Raw genomic sequence first — 17,761 nt, 5'->3', positions numbered from 1 at the left:
CTGCTTTAAAACCCATGCTCTGCTAAGTATTCCAGTGTTATGGCTGATTTTTGTTTTTCTTCTTTTTTGCCTGTGATAAATTTTTCAACATACTTTCCAAGCATGTCGCATTCCACATTGACCGAATCCCCCTTGGCTTTATCACCTAATACAGTATGGGAAACGGTATGAGGGATCAATGAGACCGTAAACGTATCATCCGTCAAACCAAAAATGGTCAGACTTGTTCCATCCACCGCCACTGATCCTTTCAGCAACAGGTAGTTCAACAGTCTTTTTGGCACTTTTATATCATAATAGATAGCATTCTTCTCGGGACGTTTTTGAACAATTTCGCCGGTACCATCGATATGGCCGCTGACAAAATGTCCTCCAAACCGCCCTCCGGATGACATGGCCCGTTCCAGATTTACTTTGGAGCCAAAGGATAGAAGTTTCAGCCCTGTGCTGCGATAGGTTTCGGGCATAATATCAACGGTAAAACTTTTCTCGGAAAAGGTGGTCACCGTTAAACAAACGCCATTGACGGAGATGCTGTCCCCAAGCTGGACATCTTTAAGAATTTTTGAAGCGGAAATGGTTAATACAATGGTTTCGTTGCCTTTTTTAATTCCTTCGATTGTACCTAATTCTTCGACAATTCCAGTAAACATCGATTCACCTCCTGCTGTGCTGTTCTTTTATTCAAGGAATGAAAAAACCCCCGAAAGTCATTAAGCTCCCGGGGGTTTCTATCTATTGCATTCTGAAAATACTCATCATATCAATAAACAGTATGTCGAAATAAGCCTTTGGTGTACTTCTAAAAAAGCAGTCCAAAAAAGCATTTCGTCATTCCTTCTCCCATCCAGACTATACTGTCGGCTCTGGAATTTCACCAGATCCACCGTCCGCTAAAAAAGCGTCCGGGTCACGGACTAAGAGGATTACACCTCATCACCGCCGGTTGGGAATTTCACCCGACCCCGAAGGAAATATAATATTTAATTACTTGCATAATGTAAGTATACCTTTCTTTTTCGCTCGTTACAAATATCAAATCTCAAACTCGCCAATTCACTGCGTTTATTGCTTATCCAAGCCCTTGGATTCAATAAATTCCTTCATGTACGTTCGTTTGGGCTGGCTCATCACTCTGGCCATTTGTGTAGCCCAGCCTTCATCTCGAGCTCCACCCGTGCGTTCTCTGTAATACTCGGCGGACTGAAGTTCAAATTCTTTAAGGACCGGAAGAGCTTTTTCATCTTCAACATACTGGTTTTTGTGGAAAACTGCGGCCTGAGGCAACCGTGGCTTCAATCCTGGAGAAGCATCGGGATGGCCGACAGCCATACCGAACAAGGGTACCACATGATCGGGGCAGCGGAGAAGCTCTGAAACCTCCGGCAGATTATTGCGGATGCCGCCGATATAAACGATGCCTAATCCAAGTGATTCTGCTGCCACCGCCACATTCTGGGCCGCAAGCGCAACATCGATCATTCCGACCATAAAACCTTCTTTTGATTTAATCGTATCATCGACATTTTGTCCGGCGATTTGTGCCATCAATTGATGGCGGTGATAATCCAGGCAAAAAACAAAGAAATATCCATTTTGGGATACATAGGTTTGATTGCCCGCCAGCTCAGCCAGCTTGTCCTTGATGCTCTGCTCTTCAATGCCAATAATCGAATAAACCTGCTGATAGCTTGAAGTAGATGCAGCCTGAGCGCATTGAATCAGTGTTTCCACGGTCTCCTGCTCAATCGGTTCGTCCTTAAAACGGCGGATCGACCGGTGAGAAAGAATATTCTTTATCGTTTCGTTCATTCTGCTCAAACCCTTTCCTTTTGGATACATCATTTATGTTACCTAATCTAGCATAAGATTAATCAAAACGAAAAGCAGAGCGGCTTAAGCGACCTCTGGCGGCATCATTCGTAAGATACATAAAAGAAATGCCCATCATGCCTTTTGATTATAGGTTTAATATTGCAGAAGGTGCTGGATAAATTTTTTGACGGCATATGTTCTGTATTTTTGCTTTTCCATAATAATCCCAAGGTGCTTGAGGATATCTACATCCTGAATAGTAACCATTTGGATCTTAGGATCATTCGCTTTGTTAAACATGGAAACGGGCATTAGCTATTAAAACATGATTATATATTCATTTTACCCATGTCAGAGACAAAAAAAAAGCTGCGTTAAGCAGCTAAACTTTCAACTGCAACGCAGCTTGAGGGATCAGATTAAACGGGGAGACTTTCCAGATACGCACGAACATCCTCTGGTGTTTTCGCGTTTGCACTGTGCAAATGAGCCAGCTTTTCTCCGCCTTTGAACAATAACAGGCTTGGAATTCCCATCACTTCATACTTTTCTGCCAGCTCAGGAAATTTGTCCCGATCAACCTCATACCAAGCTTTATCCTTATGTTCTTCAAGAATTTCAGGAAGAAATACTTCCAGGCGCCTGCAGTCAGGGCACCATCCTGCTGTAAAAATCATGATCGTTTCCTTATCTGCGGCAATAATCTCATTGAATTCTTCTAACGTTTGAACTTCTTTCATTAAAATAACCTCCCTTTCTACTCTTACTTCTATTATATAACATGCCATGTTCACCACACGAAATATAATGCACTTTCCAAATGATGATATTAACATTTTTCCATGATTACTGGTATGATACTAGTAAACACAGTGAAACGAAAGGACGACAACATATGAAGATCGACATTCTGAAAACACATGGATCCTATAACGATTTTATTTTAATTGATGAATATAGCCATGATTATGGATTAAATGATGAACAGCGGACTTCTCTGACCAGAACGCTTTGTGACCGCGACCACTCTATCGGTGCAGACGGCATTCTTTTTATCCAAAAAAGCGATAATGCGGATGCCCGAATGCGGATTTTTAACTCAGATGGCACGGAACCGGAAATGTGCGGAAACGGCCTGCGCATTGCAGGAAGATACATTACGGAACTTCTTGGAAGAGATCATGCTGTGGTTGAAACGCAAAAAGCCAACTTGAATGTTCAAAAGACGGACAGCATTTATGAAGATATCCAAACCTTTGAAGTACTGATCGGGCCAGTTTCCTTTGATGTTTCCACTCTGCCCGTTATCCATAGCGAAAACACGCTCCAGAACACCGTTATACCAAAACTTTCACCCGACTTAACGTTTACAGCTGTCAGTATGCCCAATCCCCATATTATTACGCTGGTAAATGAAATACGTGAAAACCAGGTAGCGGAAATCGGAAAAAAAGCCAATGAGATTAAGGATGTGTTCCCAAAAGGCGTAAACGTGAGCTTTGTAAAAGACCTTGGCGATTCAACGATCTTTGTCCAGACCTATGAACGCGGAGTAGGGATCACCAATTCCTGCGGAACAGCCATGTCCGCCTCAAGCCTCATTACCTGCCTGCTTGGCATTAATCATCCGGAAAAGGAAATCACCGTATTGAACAACGGCGGAATGGTTCGCTGCAAAGTCAATTATCTCAAACAAGGAGGCTATTCCGTTCTTCTCAAGGGGAATGCAACGTATGTTTTCTCAGGAACACTTGATTTTGACTTCAGCAAACCCGTAAACTCGGAATTCCATTTGGAAGAAGAATTTCCGCACGAAGAAGAAAGCTACCGGAAGCTTGAAGCCTACGCGAATAATGTCCAATAGAATGACAGGGTCCTGTTTGTGGATCCTGTCTTTTTTAGCACACAAACTATTTAGTAAGCTAACGGACCGACACAGGAAAAAGATCATTTTTTGCCCGAAAATATTTCATAAACTCATTGACGAAAAATTGCATAAAAAATACAATTAAATAAACTAGTCAGTCAGTTTTACAAAAAAGGAGGATCCTATGAAACCATCATTTTATGCCGAGAACCGAAAAAAGCTTGCCGCACAGCTTCCAAATGAGAGCACTGCTGTTTTGTTTGCCGGTGAAGCTCCTTATAAATCAGCAGATGAGCGCTATCCGTTCACCCCGAACCGAAATTTTTATTACAACACAGGCATTGACGGTCCGAACGTCATTCTTGTGATTAAGAAGACAGCCGGAACTGTTGAAGAGACACTTTTTATTGAAAAGCCGGATCCGGTAATGGAAAAGTGGGTTGGCGTTACCATTTCACAAGAAGAAGCGAAAGCAGTCTCGGGAATCGGGCAGGTCCAATACCTTGAAAACTTCGAATCTTCGATGGGCCGGACCTTGTTTACCGAGCAGGTACAAACTGTATTTCTAGATTTGGAGCAACGGGAGTTCAAAGGATGGCAGTCCAAAGCCTCCCTCTTTGCCAAGCATCTTCAGGAGCATTACCCGCAAGTTGCGATTCGAAATGCATATCCCATTATTACTGAATTGCGGGTATTCAAAACAGCCGAGGAAATTGAAAAGATCAAAGAAGCGATTCAAATTACTAAAGACGGCATCTACAATGTGATGAAGCACGCAGGGTCCGGCATGCTGGAAAATGAGCTGGAGGCGCACTTTAACTTTGTCCTCAAAACGGCCGGAGTGAAGGACTTTGCTTTTCACACCATCCTGGCAAGCGGAAAAAATGCGACTGTACTGCACTACGAAAACAATGATTCGCACATTGAAAAGGACAGCTTGATTTTGCTTGACCTTGGTGCACAAAAAGACTACTATAACGCCGATATCAGCTTCACTTTCCCGGCTGATGGAAAATTCACTGAGCGGCAAAAACAATTCTACAACATCGTGCTGAAAGCTTTAAGAGAAACCACCTCTCTTATTAAACCCGGACTGAAATTCGCCGAATTAAACGAACGTACAAAAGCCATCCTTGCCGAAGAATGCATGAAGATCGGATTAATAAAAGAAACATCTGAAATCTCCAATTACTACTATCACGGCGTAAGCCATTTCCTTGGGCTTGATACCCATGATGTTGGGTCCTACAAGAACCGGGTGCTTGAGCCGGGGATGGTGCTCACTATTGAACCCGGACTTTATATCGCAGAAGAAGCGATTGGTATACGAATTGAAGATGACATCCTGGTCACAGAAGACGGATATGAGAACCTGTCCGCGGATATCATCCGCACCACGGACGAGATTGAAGCGTTCATGTCTGATCGATAAGAAAAAGGAGTCACAGACAACATGGTCTGTGACTCCTTTTTTTATCCGTCAATCTATCTACTGATTACCACCAAAAACGTCTAAATCCTCTGAAACCCCAGAATGGAAAACCGAACAGACCGAAACCTGGCAAAAACGGGCCTGCGAAAAACGGAAAGCCAAATCCCAAACCAAAGCCTGGGAAGAAACGTTCTGCCGCTTCATCCCTGTTCTGCATAGGCATGACCAGATAGATGTTATCATTATCGTGGCTATGGATTCTGCCCTGATAGATCTTTCCATCTGACATTTCAATTTCACAGTTGGCCCCTGCGTACTGCTTGCACATCTTCATCCAATTTTCTTTGTGGCCATGATGATGATGATGGTGATGATGCATCGCTTTGTTGTCTTTCGGCATGTGATAGCCTGGGTGAATATTGCTGTAGTTTTCGTACAAAGTAGATCCTCCTTGTGTGGTATATAGCCAGATTATTCACGTAAGACAAGGGTGGTTACCAAAATGGTTGTTTGACCCATCCGTAAGGTTTCTGCTCTCAATCATCCCGGTCAACGTATTTTCCATGCGCGGGAACAGCTAAATCATAGAACCGGTCAGCCAGTCTCTTCAAGCTCGTCCCAAGAAGCTGGCCGGCCATCGGAAGACCATGGCCTGTCACGGCAAGATGGGGATTTAAATCATTCAATTTCCTAACTGATTCATACGCCGCTTCCCAGTCTGTTGTTAAATATTTGGGCGGTCCGCTGATTTCCTGTTTTTGAGTCATCACCTTGTACAGAGATTCCTGCTGAACGGTAACAAACGCATCCCCGGCAATCAGCGAGGCATCACTTTCCCTGAAGAAGGAGACATGCCCCGGTGTATGGCCTGGCGTATGGATCCATCGCCAGCCGTTCATAAAGGGAACCGTTCCGTCTTCAGGCAAAGGTGACACATCATTTTCAAGATGAAGCGGTTCCGTCGGAAACATGGGAGACATGCCTGAAACAAGTCCTCCACCAACAGACGAATCAGGCTCTGGATAATCTTTCTTCCCCGTTAAATAAGGCAATTCAAGGTTGTGGGCGTAGACCGGCACCTTCCATCTCTCCACTAATTCCCTTAAAGCCCCGGTATGGTCAAAATGTCCATGTGTAAGGATTATGGCTCTAGGCCGTGTTCCCTCTCCAAATCGTTTTTCGGCTTCTTTTGAAATTTTATCCGCTGTTTTTGGCATGCCGGCATCAATCAATACCCATTCATCCTGGGTTCCTGCAAATATAACGTTAACAATCTGTACGGGAAAATAGTACAGATCAGGCATAACCTCCAGGCCAATACCGCTTGCGATTGATGTTACCGGAATAAAAGATTCTTTCATGCTCAGCCTCCTTGTCGTCGTTACGATAAAAGCTCATCCCTCCAACCACAGATCCAATACCACCAAGGCATCGGCACATTTCATGTCTTGCCTAAACCAATAAAGCCAAGCCATCATATTCTAAGTTTGAGGAGGTGTAAACTATGGGATTTTTTGGTGGCGGCGGAATTTTCGCCTTGATCGTCGTGTTGTTTATTCTTTTGGTTATCGTCGGTTGCGCTTGCTGGGGCGGCGGCGGGTTCGGTGGTTATGGTGCCGGATTTGGCGCAGGCGGTATCGGTTACGGCGGGATCTATTAATCCAAGTTTTACCGTTAATGAGAAAAAGCACGGGGAAACTTGTCCTGTGCCCGAAAATTGCAGGTTTAAAAAAGATGTTTCTCTCGTGAGAGAAACATCTTTTTTTGTTTGGTTAAAATACCTTCTTTCGATCCCGCTCTTCTTTTAAGATTTCCACCGCTTCGCGGAATCGCTGGGAATGCACAATTTCCCTTTCCCTCAAGAAGCGAAGGGAGTCGTTCAAGTCCACATCATCAGACATATCAATGATCCATTGATAGGTGGCCCTTGCTTTTTCTTCGGCGGCAATATCTTCATAAAGGTCCGCAATGGGATCTCCTTTTGCCTGGATATATGTCGCGGTGAACGGCACTTCAGCAGCATTGGAGTAGAACAGGGCTTCTCCGTGATTCACATAATGATCACCTAATCCTGCCTGCTTCAGCTGTTCAGGCGTTGCATCTTTTGTTAGTTTATAAACCATGGCCGCGATCATTTCGAGGTGGGCAAATTCTTCGGTGCCTATGTCATTCAGCAGGCCAACCACTTTATCGGGGATGGTGTACCTCTGGTTCAAATAACGAAGCGCTGCTGCCAGCTCCCCGTCTGCTCCTCCGTATTGTTCCACCAAAAACTTGGCGAGCTGAGGATTGCAGGTGCTTACTTTTACCGGATACTGCAGTTTCTTTTCATAAACCCACATTACGGATCTCCCCCTTCAGTTTTAAACCTGCCATGGCCACGGCCCTTTGCTCCATGTCCAATGGTCATCCATTCCGTCCGCCCGTATGGACCCAAACTTCTTCTCAAAAGGCTTCAGCAGCCTTTGCTTTTCTTCTGAAAGCTCTGTCAGCTGTTTAAACGCATCCTGGTCCTCAGGGTGGGTGTCCAAATATAAGTTGAGCTCGGTGATTGCAAAATCAACGGCCTGTATCTCTTCAAGCATCGAATAGTATTCCTTAGGCAACGTCTTCGGCATCACTCTTCACCCCTTCAGTTTTTGATTTTTTTCATACGGATCATACAAGGCGGGCCATAAGGTGCCTTTTTGCAAAGCTTCTTTTGGTGTATACTGCGGGAGTTTTTCCGGCTGGAATCCCATGTAAAGATGGGGAGGAGTTGAATAATGCTTCTCGCCGGGATCCGGACAAGGGTCATCAGGGCTGTGGTAGGGGTGATAGGATTTGGTGTAAACCTGGTTTTTAGCCAAAAATAAAACCTCCTATAAAAATAGTTGGTTACTGCTTTACCTTTTGATAACTGCATGGTTCAGTTATGTATCCCACACTTGGAAATCCTTTAAACTACTTATTTATAATTAATATAAAAAGGCTCCCTTGATAGGGAGCTTCTTCAATACAATTCTTATTCTTCGCGCTGTCCCTGAAAAAAGATCATCACAAATTTCAGCAGTTCCAATAACGAAATGAGGGCGGCAGCCACGTAGGTCAGGGCAGCTGCATTCAACACCTTATTTACACCGCGTTCCTCATCATTGCGTATAAATCCTTCAGCCAGCAAATAGTGTTTTGCCCGTGAACTCGCATTAAACTCTACCGGAAGGGTAACGAGCTGAAAAAGAACCGCAAATGAAAACAATACAATACCCACTCCAACTAATTGGAATTGCTGAAGCAAGAGCCCACCCATCAATAAAAATGGCGCAATACCTGAAGTAAGGTTAACAAGCGGAAACATGCGATGGCGGAAAACAAGGGCTCCATAGGAATTCTTGTGCTGAACCGCATGCCCCACTTCATGGGCAGCCACCGAAACGGAGGCAATCGAATCGCCGTAATACACCGGTTCGGATAAACGTACCACTTTTGAAACGGGATCATAATGATCGCTCAGCATTCCCGGCACAGGTTCTACCGGTATATGTGACAGCCCATTTTGATCAAGTATGGACCGTGCCACCTCTGCCCCGGTTCTTTCGGAATAGGCACTAACTTCCGACCACTTTTTGAAATTTCCTTTTACCTTAAATTGGGCCCATAATGAAATGGCAAACGCAATAATAATCAGAAAATCCATCGGATGAAAAAACATTTTTTTATTACTCCTCCTCCATATTGACAAAAAGCTTATTCCGTCACGGTAAGCAGTTTTCCTTTCAATTCCTTTTCCACACATCGTCTGCTAAAGTCGGACCAGTGTCATTTTTTAGTATTGAGACAATTTCTTTGATCATAATCTGCCTTTCTGCTGCTGCATTTACCGTTATATACGAAAAAAGGAAGGGAAGGTTTCAACTTTTACACAAAAAAAGAACGGCCGGAGCCCCTCTTTTCAGTAACGTTTTATTCGGTATGCTGCTGTAAGCATCGCAAAAGAAATGACAATACTGGCAAGAACCAAAATCCAGGCTTCCTTCATGTCGCCTGAATCAATGGCAAGATAGATTGCGGTCGGAATGGTCTGCGTGCGCCCGGGGATGTTACCTGCAAACATTAAGGTTGCTCCAAATTCTCCAAGCGCTCTCGCAAAGCTTAATATGGCTCCTGAAACAATGGACGTGTAGGAAAGAGGAATTGTAATAAAGAAAAAAACATTCCATTTCCCTGCTCCATCCACACGGGCGGCATTCTCAATATCATGATCAACGGCTTCAAACCCGGTCTTTGCCGATTGGTACATGAGCGGGAAGGCAACGACACTCGAGGCAAGCACTGCGGCCCACCAGGTAAAAATAACAGGCTGCTGAAACAATAATTCTATAAATTGGCCAACCGGACTTCGTTTTCCAAAGACAATAATGAGAAGGAACCCGATGACGGTTGGAGGAAGAACGAGAGGAAGCATTAATAGTGTTTCAATAATGAGTTTCCCTTTAAACGACTTGCCTGCCATTGCCTTCCCCAGCAGTACGCCTGACAGTATAACAATGATCCATGCGGAAGCCGCAACGGTAATGGACAAATAGATCGGCGGCCAAATGTTTGCTAGCATAGGTTCTCCTTAGATTTAAGCATCAAACCACTTATGTACTAGATTTCAAAGAATATATTCAACCTCCATTATAACGAAAAAGCCCACAGGCAACAAAAAGACAGCATCGGCTTAGCCAATGCTGTCTTTTTTAATAGAAGGGACTTTCATACAAGGAAGACTTGATCACCGGCTTAAACGGAAGCCTGTATTTTTCAAGCACCGACTGGACCACTTCCTTCAGCCACTCCGGACTGGTGGGAGACACATACACTTCGTCAATTAACGTGTGTAAATTGCAATCGACATAGGCCCCGTCCTTATGATTGAATCTCCGATGATTTGGATCATCGAAGGCAAGCAGCCGGATTTCATTTTCATGGCTGAAAGACCTCCGTTTATAGAATAACGTTTCATAGGGGTTCAGACTGGCCATTTCCGAATTAAAATTAATGTATTGAACCTGCCCGACATATGTCCGAAAACGTTTGTCATTGATGCTGGTAAACAGCTTATCAAGTGTGGAACAGATGGCAATTCCTTCATCCGATTTCAAATACAGGTTCCACATCCCCGCTGATTCCTCTTCGTTCAAATGCCAGCAATTGACCCCGACATAATCATGCATCTGCTTGATATATTCATGGAGTTGTCTTCTTTTCTCGGCTTTTGAGAGATTTTCATCCACCGGCACGGTAAGGTAAGACAGCGGATCATTGAGGATATTATTTACGTCCAGGGCAGAATAACTGCCTTCATGATTGTCCACAAAAAGGGACGGTTTCGGAAAGAACAACGATTTTTGATAAAGCATACCGACAAACTTGGCGAAATCCATATACTTCCATATCTTTGAGCTGCCGGACAATCTTTGGCTCTTCTTTATGTTGTAGGTCGTATTTTGATCAAACTGAGACTGGAATTTAACCAAAGCTTTTTCCGCCCAGTATTCACTCATACGGCAGTCCTTCCTTCATATGTTTTCTGCACATGGTCTATGATTATGCTTGGTGGTTGCCTTTTATAACAGGTTACCTTTCCTGTTTATCCTTCCCACCGGTCAGAATAAATCAAGGAATCCAGTTCTTTTCTGTTTTCCCATTTCGCCGTTTCGAGAATGGGTTTCTGCGGATAATCTTCCGTATATCCCAGGGAAAGGAGCGCCACTGGCTCAATGTGGGGTGGAATATGTAAAATATCACGGATATCTGCCTTTTTGTAAAAGCTGACCCAGCCCATGGCCAATCCTTCTGCACAGGATGCCAGCCACATATTCTGGATAGCACAAGCCGTGGACATCCTATCGGTTTCAGGAATTGAATTTCTGCCCAGAACATGAGAGCCGCCCCGCGTAGGATCACAAGTTACACAAATCGTTAAAGGTGCTTCTTTTATTCCTTCTATTTTCAGATTCATAAACATGGATGACCGCGAATCGTCTTCGTAATGTATGGCCAGGGCTCTTCTTTCCTTGTCGGCGGCCCATGCCAAACGATTCTTTACTTCTTCCGAGGTGACCAGAATAAAATTCCATGGCTGCATGAAACCAACAGACGGAGCTTGATGGGCTGCTTGTAATATAGAATAAACGGCTTCATCCGGAACAGGGTCCGGCAAAAAACTCCGGACATCCCTTCGAGCAGCAATGACTTTATAGACAGCTTCTTTTTCATCATTTGTAAACAAGGCGTGTTTCTCCTTCCTGGTTATTGGCCGATATTTGAGCGGTCTCGAATGTCGCCATTTCATTGATCATAAGTGAGGCCGACAAAAGAATGGGAAAAGCAACCGCCGCACCGCTCCCTTCACCCAGCCTCATGCCTAAATCCAGAATCGGTTCCTTATCAAGCAGCTTTATCAACATCTTATGGCCGGGTTCAACCGAGCGATGACCCATGATCATATAATCAGCAGAACGGCTGCATATCATCTTTGCGATTAAGGCAGCCGTACTCGCGATAAAGCCATCCACCAAAATGGGAATTCTGCTTGAGGATGCTGCCAGCATGGCTCCGGCCATTCCGGCAATCTCCAGCCCTCCCACTTTGGATAAAATATCAACCGGATCATCCGCATTCGGTTTCCTCAGCTCCAGCGCCTTTTGAATGACCTCTTTTTTGACCTGCAGCTTCTCTTTTTTAATGCCGGTGCCTGTCCCAACCAGTGTTCCGACTGTTTCACCGCTCACCACCGCGACTACGGCACTGCTCGCCGTCGTATTGCCAATCCCCATTTCACCCGGAATAAGACACTTAACTCCACTTTTAATCATTTCGTTTGCCGTCTGATACCCCGCGTCCACAGCCTGCTCGGCTTCCTCCCGGGTCATTGCATCTTCCACAAGGAAATTGGCCGTGCCATAACGTACTTTTCGGGAAATCAGGGTCTGGCTGTCAATATCAGCGGCTATTCCAATGTCCACGATGTTCAACTTGGCACCGATTTGTTTGCTGAACACGTTGATTGCAGCTCCGCCATTCAAAAAGTTACGCACCATCTGGCTCGTTACTTCCTGGGGATAGGCTGACACTCCTTCTGAAACGATGCCATGGTCAGCAGCAAAAATCAGAACACCCGGCGGAAATACAATTGGAAAACGTTCTTTCGTCATAGAGGCAAGACTCACCGCCAAAGCTTCCAACCTTCCAAGACTGCCAACCGGTTTTGTTAATGAATGAATGTAGGTCTGTGCAGCACTTCCCATCTTTTCATCGATTGCCGGAATACGGGCATTTTTCCAATGGTTATTCATCCTTTTCTCTCCCTTCCAATTTAACAAAAAACCTTGACTGCAGGCGCCAAGGTTTTGATCTAACGTACACTATCCCTTTCTTCCCACCGAAGACACAGAAATCAAGATTTATAAGCAGGTCTCCTGGCTTACCGGTTTAACTGGTTTTACAGTAGCGTGGGCTGCTCCAGAATTACACTGGATTCCCTATTATCTCTCAACCTTTTTGGTCTTGAGCACTCATAAATTTTATGTAATTGTTTTTTTATCATAACAATTCTTTAAAGAATTTGATATAGGAAAAACCAGAACCGGTCAAACGGTCCTGGTTTTTATATCATCCCAGCATTCTCACACTTTGTGCAATAACGAATGTTACGAAAATGGCGATCATGGTTGGAATGAGAAAAGCCAAAAATGCCCATTTTATGCTTTTTGTTTCTTTATAAATGTTGACCAGAGTCGTTCCGCATGGAAAATGAAGCAATGAAAACAGCATCGTATTCAATGCTGTGAGCCACGTCCACCCCTGGTCTACGAAAATTTGTTTCAAATCTCCCAGGTTATGAACCTCTGTCAGTGCCCCTGTAGAAAGATATCCCATAATCAAAATGGGAAGGACAATTTCATTTGCTGGCAGCCCGATCAGGAATGCCATCAGAATATAGCCGTCGAGCCCCAGCATCTGTCCAAAAGGATCCAGGAAATTGACGATATGCATAAGAATGCTTGTGTCGCCAACCGTAACATTAGCCAGCACCCAAGTCAGTATACCTGCTGGCGCAGCGACCTTAACAGCCCTTAGAAGTACCGCCCATGAACGCTCAAGTGATGAACGGATGACCGTTTCCCAAAATTTTGGCCTTCTATATGCAGGAAGCTCGAGTGTGTAGTGGGTAGGCACCCCTTTGAGAACCGTCTTTGATAATACCCAGGAGACCAAAAAGGTAACAAGAATCCCAAACAACACAATGCCAACAATGACCGACGTTGTAACAAGGGACTTGGCTCCACCTGTATATCCTGCCGCCATAAAGAGGGAAGCCAGCACAATCAGTGTTCCCCAACGGCCGTTGCATGGTACAAAATTGTTGGTTAGGATGGCAAGCATCCTCTCTCTCGGTGATTCAATTATCCGCGAAGACATCATTGCTGCAGCATTGCAGCCAAACCCCATCGCCATCGTCAGGGACTGCTTGCCGTGTGCGCCCACTTTTTTGAAGATGCGGTCCATATTGAACGCTACTCTCGGTAAATATCCATAGTTTTCAAGCAAAGCGAACGTTGGAAAAAAGATTGCCATCGGCGGCAGCATCACACTTACGACCCAGGTGGTGCCGCGATAAAGACCCAAAACGAGAACACCATATAGCCAATCCGGAGCACTCATCCACTGGAAAAAGGCTGTAATGTAGTTTTCGAGCCATCCGAAAAACCGGGCAATCATGTCAGATGGAACGTTGGCGCCGGCGATTGTAAGATAAAAAACAATGCCTAGCATGACCATCATGATTGGAAAGCCCCAAATGGGAGAGGTGAAAACAGCATCCAGTTTCTCCGTTCGCCGATCACGTTTGGTGTTTGAATGATGAACACCCGCCTCGCAAAGCCGCTTGCTTTCCTGATAAAGGCTGCCCACAATTTTATCACGAAGATCTGGTGATGTAAGCTGCTGTGCCTTTTCATAGAGAGCATTCAAATCTCCTCTAGAACCTGAACTTGCCAGTTCTGTATTCATGCCGATCCCTCCTTTACCTTCAGCCTTGATTTCAACTCATCCAGCAGAGATTCATCCCCATCCAACAAGCGCAAAGCCACCCAGCGGGAAGAGATGCGATCTTCCACCAGATCAGCCACAAGGGGCTCCAATGAAGCGATCTTTGTTTCAATGTCTTTGTCGTATGTCATCCGCGCGGGTTCGCATACAAGTTTGCCCTCTGCCAGGCGCTCGATGGTGTCGAGCAACATGGGAAATCCCGTTTTGTTCCGGGCTGAAATTTTTATGACAGGAACACCAAGACGGCGGGTCAGTAATCGTTCATTGATCGAGATGCCTCTCTTTTCTGCCTCATCCATCAAATTAATGCAAATAATTACATTTTGAGTCATTTCCAGTATTTGCAGAGCAAGGTTCAGGTTCCGTTCCAGAGAGGTTGCATCCACCACGACAAGTGTCACATCCGGTTTTTCAAATACAATATAATTTCTTGCCACTTCCTCATCCCGGGAGTTCGAGAAGATGGAATACGTTCCAGGCAAATCAATCAGCCGGTAGACTGTCCCCCTATGGCTTAATGTTCCTTCAGCAAGCGAAACGGTTTTTCCAGCCCAGTTCCCCGTATGCTGTTTTAATCCGGTCAATGCATTGAACAATGTACTTTTTCCCGTGTTTGGGTTTCCGGCCAGTGCGATCCGGTACGTTTCAGTCACGATTCATCAACTCCCCTTGAATCTTCGAACTTTCTTCCCTTCTCAGGGCAATGGTTGTCTGGCTGACACGAAAAGCAATGGGATCGCCCAGCGGGCTCTTTCGTACAACCTCCACTACTGCTCCTGGTACAAATCCAAGATCCAGCAGCCGTCTTCTCATCACACCTTCGATATCCATGGAGGTGATTTGTATGAAGTCGCCGTTCTTCCCTTCAAAAAGAGTGATATAGTTAGTCTCATCCACTTCTTTTTCCTCCACCCTTATTTTTTTCCTTAGTGCAACATTTGCTTATATGATATGTATATCCAATGGTTTTGTCAATGTTTCTTGAAAAATAAAAAAAAGCCCTCTGATATACAGGGGCTTATTGCCGCAGTTATTTTTGTTATTTTGAAGAAAGAAACGTCTTCATCTCTTTCCAATGCGAGAGTCGTTCCCCTTGTAAATGCCGGTTGTACGACTGGTCCCTGACCACAACTCTTAAAGAGCCTGATGATAAGGTATCGAGCACGCCTGGTTTATCGTCAAAATAAAAATCTAAGCCAAGCTCTTCAATGATTTTTACTTTTTCATGATCCTTCATTCCGCAATAAAATTTATCGCCATCAACAGGAAATCCCTGCTTCTTCATCCAATTCATCGTCCGTTCACCGTGTTCTCCCGGACGAGCCGTGATGTAATAAATTTCATGACCCTGTTCTTTCAACTCTTGCAAGGTTTCTACCGCATCAGGGTATGGTGGGCAATCAGAGAAATAGATTTCTTCGCGTAAAGTGTTCCACATCTCTTTTCCTTCGGCATTCGTCAGACCGAACGGTTCATGGATTTCAACCGTTTTCAATGCTTCGAAAATATCCATCGCCAGGTTTTTGTTTAATTTTTTATTATAGACCGTAAAGGCATAGCCTCTCAAATTAATCAACGTATCGTCAATATCAAACCCGAATTTCATCATTGTGCTCCTTCTGTTACTTGTAAACAGGGTATCCTGTAAACTTAAAATCATCCCCGACTTGTTCCACTGTCATCTCGCGAAGATCCACCGCTCCACTCATCCGCTCAGCACCCTGACCTTCAAGAAACGTGGGCGACAGGCTGCCGCCCAGGAGTTTGGGAGCCATATAAACCACGAATTTGTCGATGAGCTGCTGCTCAAGGAAAGATGCATTGACGGCTCCGCCTCCTTCAATCATCACAGATGAGATTTGCTGTTCTCCAAGAAGATGTAAGACCTCTTCGGGATTCACCCGACCATCCCGGCTTTTAGTTGTAAAGATGGAGACACCATGACTTTCCAGCACTTGGCGTTTCTCCTCTCGTGCCCGTTCTGTCGTAAAGATCCAGGTTTCTGCTTTTTTGTCCTGCACGACTTTGGAGGAGACGGGAATTCGCAGGGTGGAATCCAGTATAACCCGGACAGGGTTGCGGCCGTTCGGAATACGCGCGGTCAGCTCCGGATCATCCTTGATCACAGTGTTAACACCCACAAGGATGGCCATGTTTTCATTCCGGATCTGGTGAACATTCTTTCTGGCTGCCTCTCCGGTAATCCATTTGCTGTCGTGGGTTGCGGTGGCGATTTTCCCATCAAGCGTTGCAGCTGATTTCACCGTGACAAAAGGGAGCTTTTGCACAATAAATTTATTGAACACTTCATTCATTTGTTGCGATTCCTTCTCCATGATACCGGTGATGACTTCGATACCAGCTTCCTTTAAAATAGCAACTCCTCTTCCGGATACGAGCGGATTTGGATCCAGACTTGCGATGACCACCTTGCTTAATCCAGCTTTCACAATGGCTTGTGCACAGGGGCCCGTTCTTCCATAATGGGAACAAGGCTCAAGGGTCACATAAATGGTTCCCCCTTCTGCTTTCTCTCCAGCCATTCTAAGCGCATGGATTTCAGCATGAGGCTCTCCAGGCTTTAAATGGGAGCCGATTCCCACAATTCGGTTCTCGTTGACAATAACAGAACCGACCATGGGGTTTGGATCGGTTTGGCCTTTCATGGCCCTGGCGTTTTCAAGCGCTAATTTCATATAAAAGGTATGATCAGTCATTCGGGCAGCTTTCCTCCTCTTTTAAGTGGCCAGAACGGGAAACCTTGGTCTTCAGGTAGTTGGCGTTATACTCTGACTCATCTCCCCATAACGGTGTCCGTCCTAAAAACAGCATGCCGGATTTTTTTAACGCATCCAGCTTTTTTGGATTGTTCGTGATCAAGGTCACCGGTTTGGTTCGAAGTGTTTTTAATACCGAGATGGCATCCTCATAATTCCGGGAATCATCCACAAATCCAAGGTTCAGATTTGCTTCTACTGTATCATAACCACTTTCCTGAAGCACATAAGCCATGGCTTTTGAAAACAGGCCAATTCCGCGTCCTTCATGATTGGCCAAGTAAAAAAGCGCGCCTGTTCCATGATTTTTGATCATCTGCATTGATTTTTTCAGCTGAAAACCGCAGTCACAGCGTTTGCTGCCAAAGATATCCCCGGTATGGCAAATGGAATGCATGCGGATGAGCGCATCTTCGTTGTTTTTGAAGTCGCCATAAACCAGCACGCTTGATTGCTGATATTCAGAAAGGTTTGTGGAAGATAATTTTTCAATGATTTCTTCAATATTCTCTGTAACCTGCTCCCGCTCCAGCCAGCAATACCACTGAAAAACAACGGTCTCTCCAGACAGATTAACCGGAAGGCGAATAGGGCCGACAAGGTAAATGCCCCCGTTTTCGGATGTTTTAATCAATTCAATTTTATTTTTCAACAATGAAATAACATCAGATTTAAGAAGTGATTGTTCCATCTTGATGAATCCCCTTTTGTTTATTGTTACGCGTTTAAAATTAGTCTGCGTGCTTATTTGAACATTATCCTTGATTATACACCAACAGCAAACAAAAAGTA

Annotated in this window: 22 protein-coding genes and 2 riboswitches; of the genes, 3 read left to right on the top strand and 19 right to left on the bottom strand. The window is 44.7% G+C overall.

Features of this window, described 5'->3' with window-relative positions:
* Positions 1–5 precede the first annotated feature (5 nt).
* The 3 genes from ribE to AS030_RS00385 form a co-directional block, all read right to left on the bottom strand.
* Entirely contained in the window at positions 6–653 is a 648-nt protein-coding gene (gene ribE, locus AS030_RS00395; RefSeq protein ID WP_061967155.1) for a riboflavin synthase, read from the bottom strand.
* Between the two features lie 178 nt (positions 654–831).
* A riboswitch (FMN riboswitch) is annotated at positions 832–977 on the bottom strand.
* Between the two features lie 88 nt (positions 978–1,065).
* Entirely contained in the window at positions 1,066–1,812 is a 747-nt protein-coding gene (gene nfsA, locus AS030_RS00390; protein WP_061971367.1) for an oxygen-insensitive NADPH nitroreductase, read from the bottom strand.
* 422 nt (positions 1,813–2,234) lie between these two features.
* Positions 2,235–2,555, bottom strand: coding sequence for a thioredoxin family protein (locus tag AS030_RS00385; RefSeq protein WP_061967152.1), 321 nt, complete (start codon positions 2,553–2,555; stop codon positions 2,235–2,237).
* Between the two features lie 155 nt (positions 2,556–2,710).
* Here AS030_RS00385 and dapF point away from each other — a divergent pair, with 155 nt between their 5' ends.
* A complete protein-coding gene (dapF, locus tag AS030_RS00380) occupies positions 2,711–3,679 on the top strand; it encodes a diaminopimelate epimerase (protein WP_061967150.1) in 969 nt (322 codons plus the stop codon).
* 187 nt (positions 3,680–3,866) lie between these two features.
* Positions 3,867–5,114: an aminopeptidase P family protein gene (locus AS030_RS00375; RefSeq protein WP_061967147.1), complete on the top strand. Its 1,248-nt coding sequence runs from the start codon at positions 3,867–3,869 to the stop codon at positions 5,112–5,114.
* Positions 5,115–5,178: 64 nt separating this feature from the next.
* Here the strand turns inward: AS030_RS00375 and AS030_RS00370 are convergent, their stop codons facing one another.
* Positions 5,179–5,553, bottom strand: a complete 375-nt coding sequence (locus tag AS030_RS00370; protein ID WP_061967145.1) for a hypothetical protein — start codon at positions 5,551–5,553, stop codon at positions 5,179–5,181.
* 97 nt (positions 5,554–5,650) lie between these two features.
* Positions 5,651–6,475 carry an MBL fold metallo-hydrolase gene (locus AS030_RS00365; RefSeq protein WP_061967142.1) on the bottom strand — a complete coding sequence of 275 codons (825 nt, stop codon included), beginning with the start codon at positions 6,473–6,475 and terminating at the stop codon, positions 5,651–5,653.
* A gap of 143 nt (positions 6,476–6,618) precedes the next feature.
* On the opposite strand from AS030_RS00365, the gene AS030_RS22775 reads away from it, so the two are divergent.
* The gene (locus AS030_RS22775; protein WP_074440424.1) at positions 6,619–6,774 is read left to right on the top strand and encodes a YjcZ family sporulation protein; all 156 of its coding nucleotides are present in this window, start codon (positions 6,619–6,621) and stop codon (positions 6,772–6,774) included.
* A 112-nt stretch (positions 6,775–6,886) separates the two neighbouring features.
* Here the strand turns inward: AS030_RS22775 and AS030_RS00360 are convergent, their stop codons facing one another.
* The 14 genes from AS030_RS00360 to AS030_RS00295 all read right to left on the bottom strand — a co-directional run bounded on the left by AS030_RS00360 (position 6,887) and on the right by AS030_RS00295 (position 17,660).
* Positions 6,887–7,456, bottom strand: coding sequence for a manganese catalase family protein (locus tag AS030_RS00360; RefSeq protein ID WP_061967140.1), 570 nt, complete (start codon positions 7,454–7,456; stop codon positions 6,887–6,889).
* A 21-nt stretch (positions 7,457–7,477) separates the two neighbouring features.
* The gene (locus AS030_RS00355; RefSeq protein WP_061967138.1) at positions 7,478–7,732 is read right to left on the bottom strand and encodes a spore coat protein CotJB; all 255 of its coding nucleotides are present in this window, start codon (positions 7,730–7,732) and stop codon (positions 7,478–7,480) included.
* Positions 7,733–7,738: 6 nt separating this feature from the next.
* Entirely contained in the window at positions 7,739–7,963 is a 225-nt protein-coding gene (locus AS030_RS23300) for a spore coat associated protein CotJA (RefSeq protein WP_061967136.1), read from the bottom strand.
* Between the two features lie 155 nt (positions 7,964–8,118).
* Positions 8,119–8,805: a zinc metallopeptidase gene (locus AS030_RS00345; protein WP_061967135.1), complete on the bottom strand. Its 687-nt coding sequence runs from the start codon at positions 8,803–8,805 to the stop codon at positions 8,119–8,121.
* 240 nt (positions 8,806–9,045) lie between these two features.
* Entirely contained in the window at positions 9,046–9,705 is a 660-nt protein-coding gene (modB, locus tag AS030_RS00340; protein ID WP_061967132.1) for a molybdate ABC transporter permease subunit, read from the bottom strand.
* Between the two features lie 130 nt (positions 9,706–9,835).
* Entirely contained in the window at positions 9,836–10,642 is an 807-nt protein-coding gene (locus tag AS030_RS00335; protein ID WP_061967129.1) for a DUF2971 domain-containing protein, read from the bottom strand.
* A gap of 86 nt (positions 10,643–10,728) precedes the next feature.
* On the bottom strand, positions 10,729–11,370 hold the full coding sequence (gene bluB / locus AS030_RS00330; protein ID WP_061967127.1) for a 5,6-dimethylbenzimidazole synthase: 642 nt from the start codon (positions 11,368–11,370) through the stop codon (positions 10,729–10,731).
* Positions 11,357–12,436: a nicotinate-nucleotide--dimethylbenzimidazole phosphoribosyltransferase gene (gene cobT / locus AS030_RS00325; protein WP_061967124.1), complete on the bottom strand. Its 1,080-nt coding sequence runs from the start codon at positions 12,434–12,436 to the stop codon at positions 11,357–11,359. The genes bluB and cobT overlap by 14 nt, the downstream gene beginning before the upstream one ends.
* 96 nt (positions 12,437–12,532) lie before the next feature.
* Positions 12,533–12,674, bottom strand: a riboswitch (cobalamin riboswitch).
* Positions 12,675–12,752: 78 nt separating this feature from the next.
* Positions 12,753–14,153 (bottom strand): nucleoside recognition domain-containing protein, encoded by a 1,401-nt coding sequence (locus tag AS030_RS00320; RefSeq protein ID WP_061967121.1) that lies wholly within the window; start codon positions 14,151–14,153, stop codon positions 12,753–12,755.
* The gene (locus AS030_RS00315; RefSeq protein WP_061967118.1) at positions 14,150–14,848 is read right to left on the bottom strand and encodes a FeoB small GTPase domain-containing protein; all 699 of its coding nucleotides are present in this window, start codon (positions 14,846–14,848) and stop codon (positions 14,150–14,152) included. The genes AS030_RS00320 and AS030_RS00315 overlap by 4 nt, the downstream gene beginning before the upstream one ends.
* Entirely contained in the window at positions 14,838–15,089 is a 252-nt protein-coding gene (locus AS030_RS00310; protein WP_061971365.1) for a FeoA family protein, read from the bottom strand. Before AS030_RS00310 ends, AS030_RS00315 begins: the two co-directional genes overlap by 11 nt.
* A 142-nt stretch (positions 15,090–15,231) precedes the next feature.
* Positions 15,232–15,798 (bottom strand): 5' nucleotidase, NT5C type, encoded by a 567-nt coding sequence (locus tag AS030_RS00305; RefSeq protein WP_061967115.1) that lies wholly within the window; start codon positions 15,796–15,798, stop codon positions 15,232–15,234.
* A gap of 16 nt (positions 15,799–15,814) precedes the next feature.
* Positions 15,815–16,909: a bifunctional diaminohydroxyphosphoribosylaminopyrimidine deaminase/5-amino-6-(5-phosphoribosylamino)uracil reductase RibD gene (ribD, locus tag AS030_RS00300; RefSeq protein WP_061967112.1), complete on the bottom strand. Its 1,095-nt coding sequence runs from the start codon at positions 16,907–16,909 to the stop codon at positions 15,815–15,817.
* A complete protein-coding gene (locus AS030_RS00295) occupies positions 16,902–17,660 on the bottom strand; it encodes a GTP cyclohydrolase II (RefSeq protein WP_061967110.1) in 759 nt (252 codons plus the stop codon). Before AS030_RS00295 ends, ribD begins: the two co-directional genes overlap by 8 nt.
* Between the last annotated feature and the right edge of the window lie 101 nt (positions 17,661–17,761).

Source organism: Fictibacillus enclensis (assembly GCF_001457035.1).
Taxonomy (GTDB): domain Bacteria; phylum Bacillota; class Bacilli; order Bacillales; family Fictibacillaceae; genus Fictibacillus_C; species Fictibacillus_C enclensis.
This window is presented reverse-complemented; position numbering and strand designations above follow the sequence as displayed.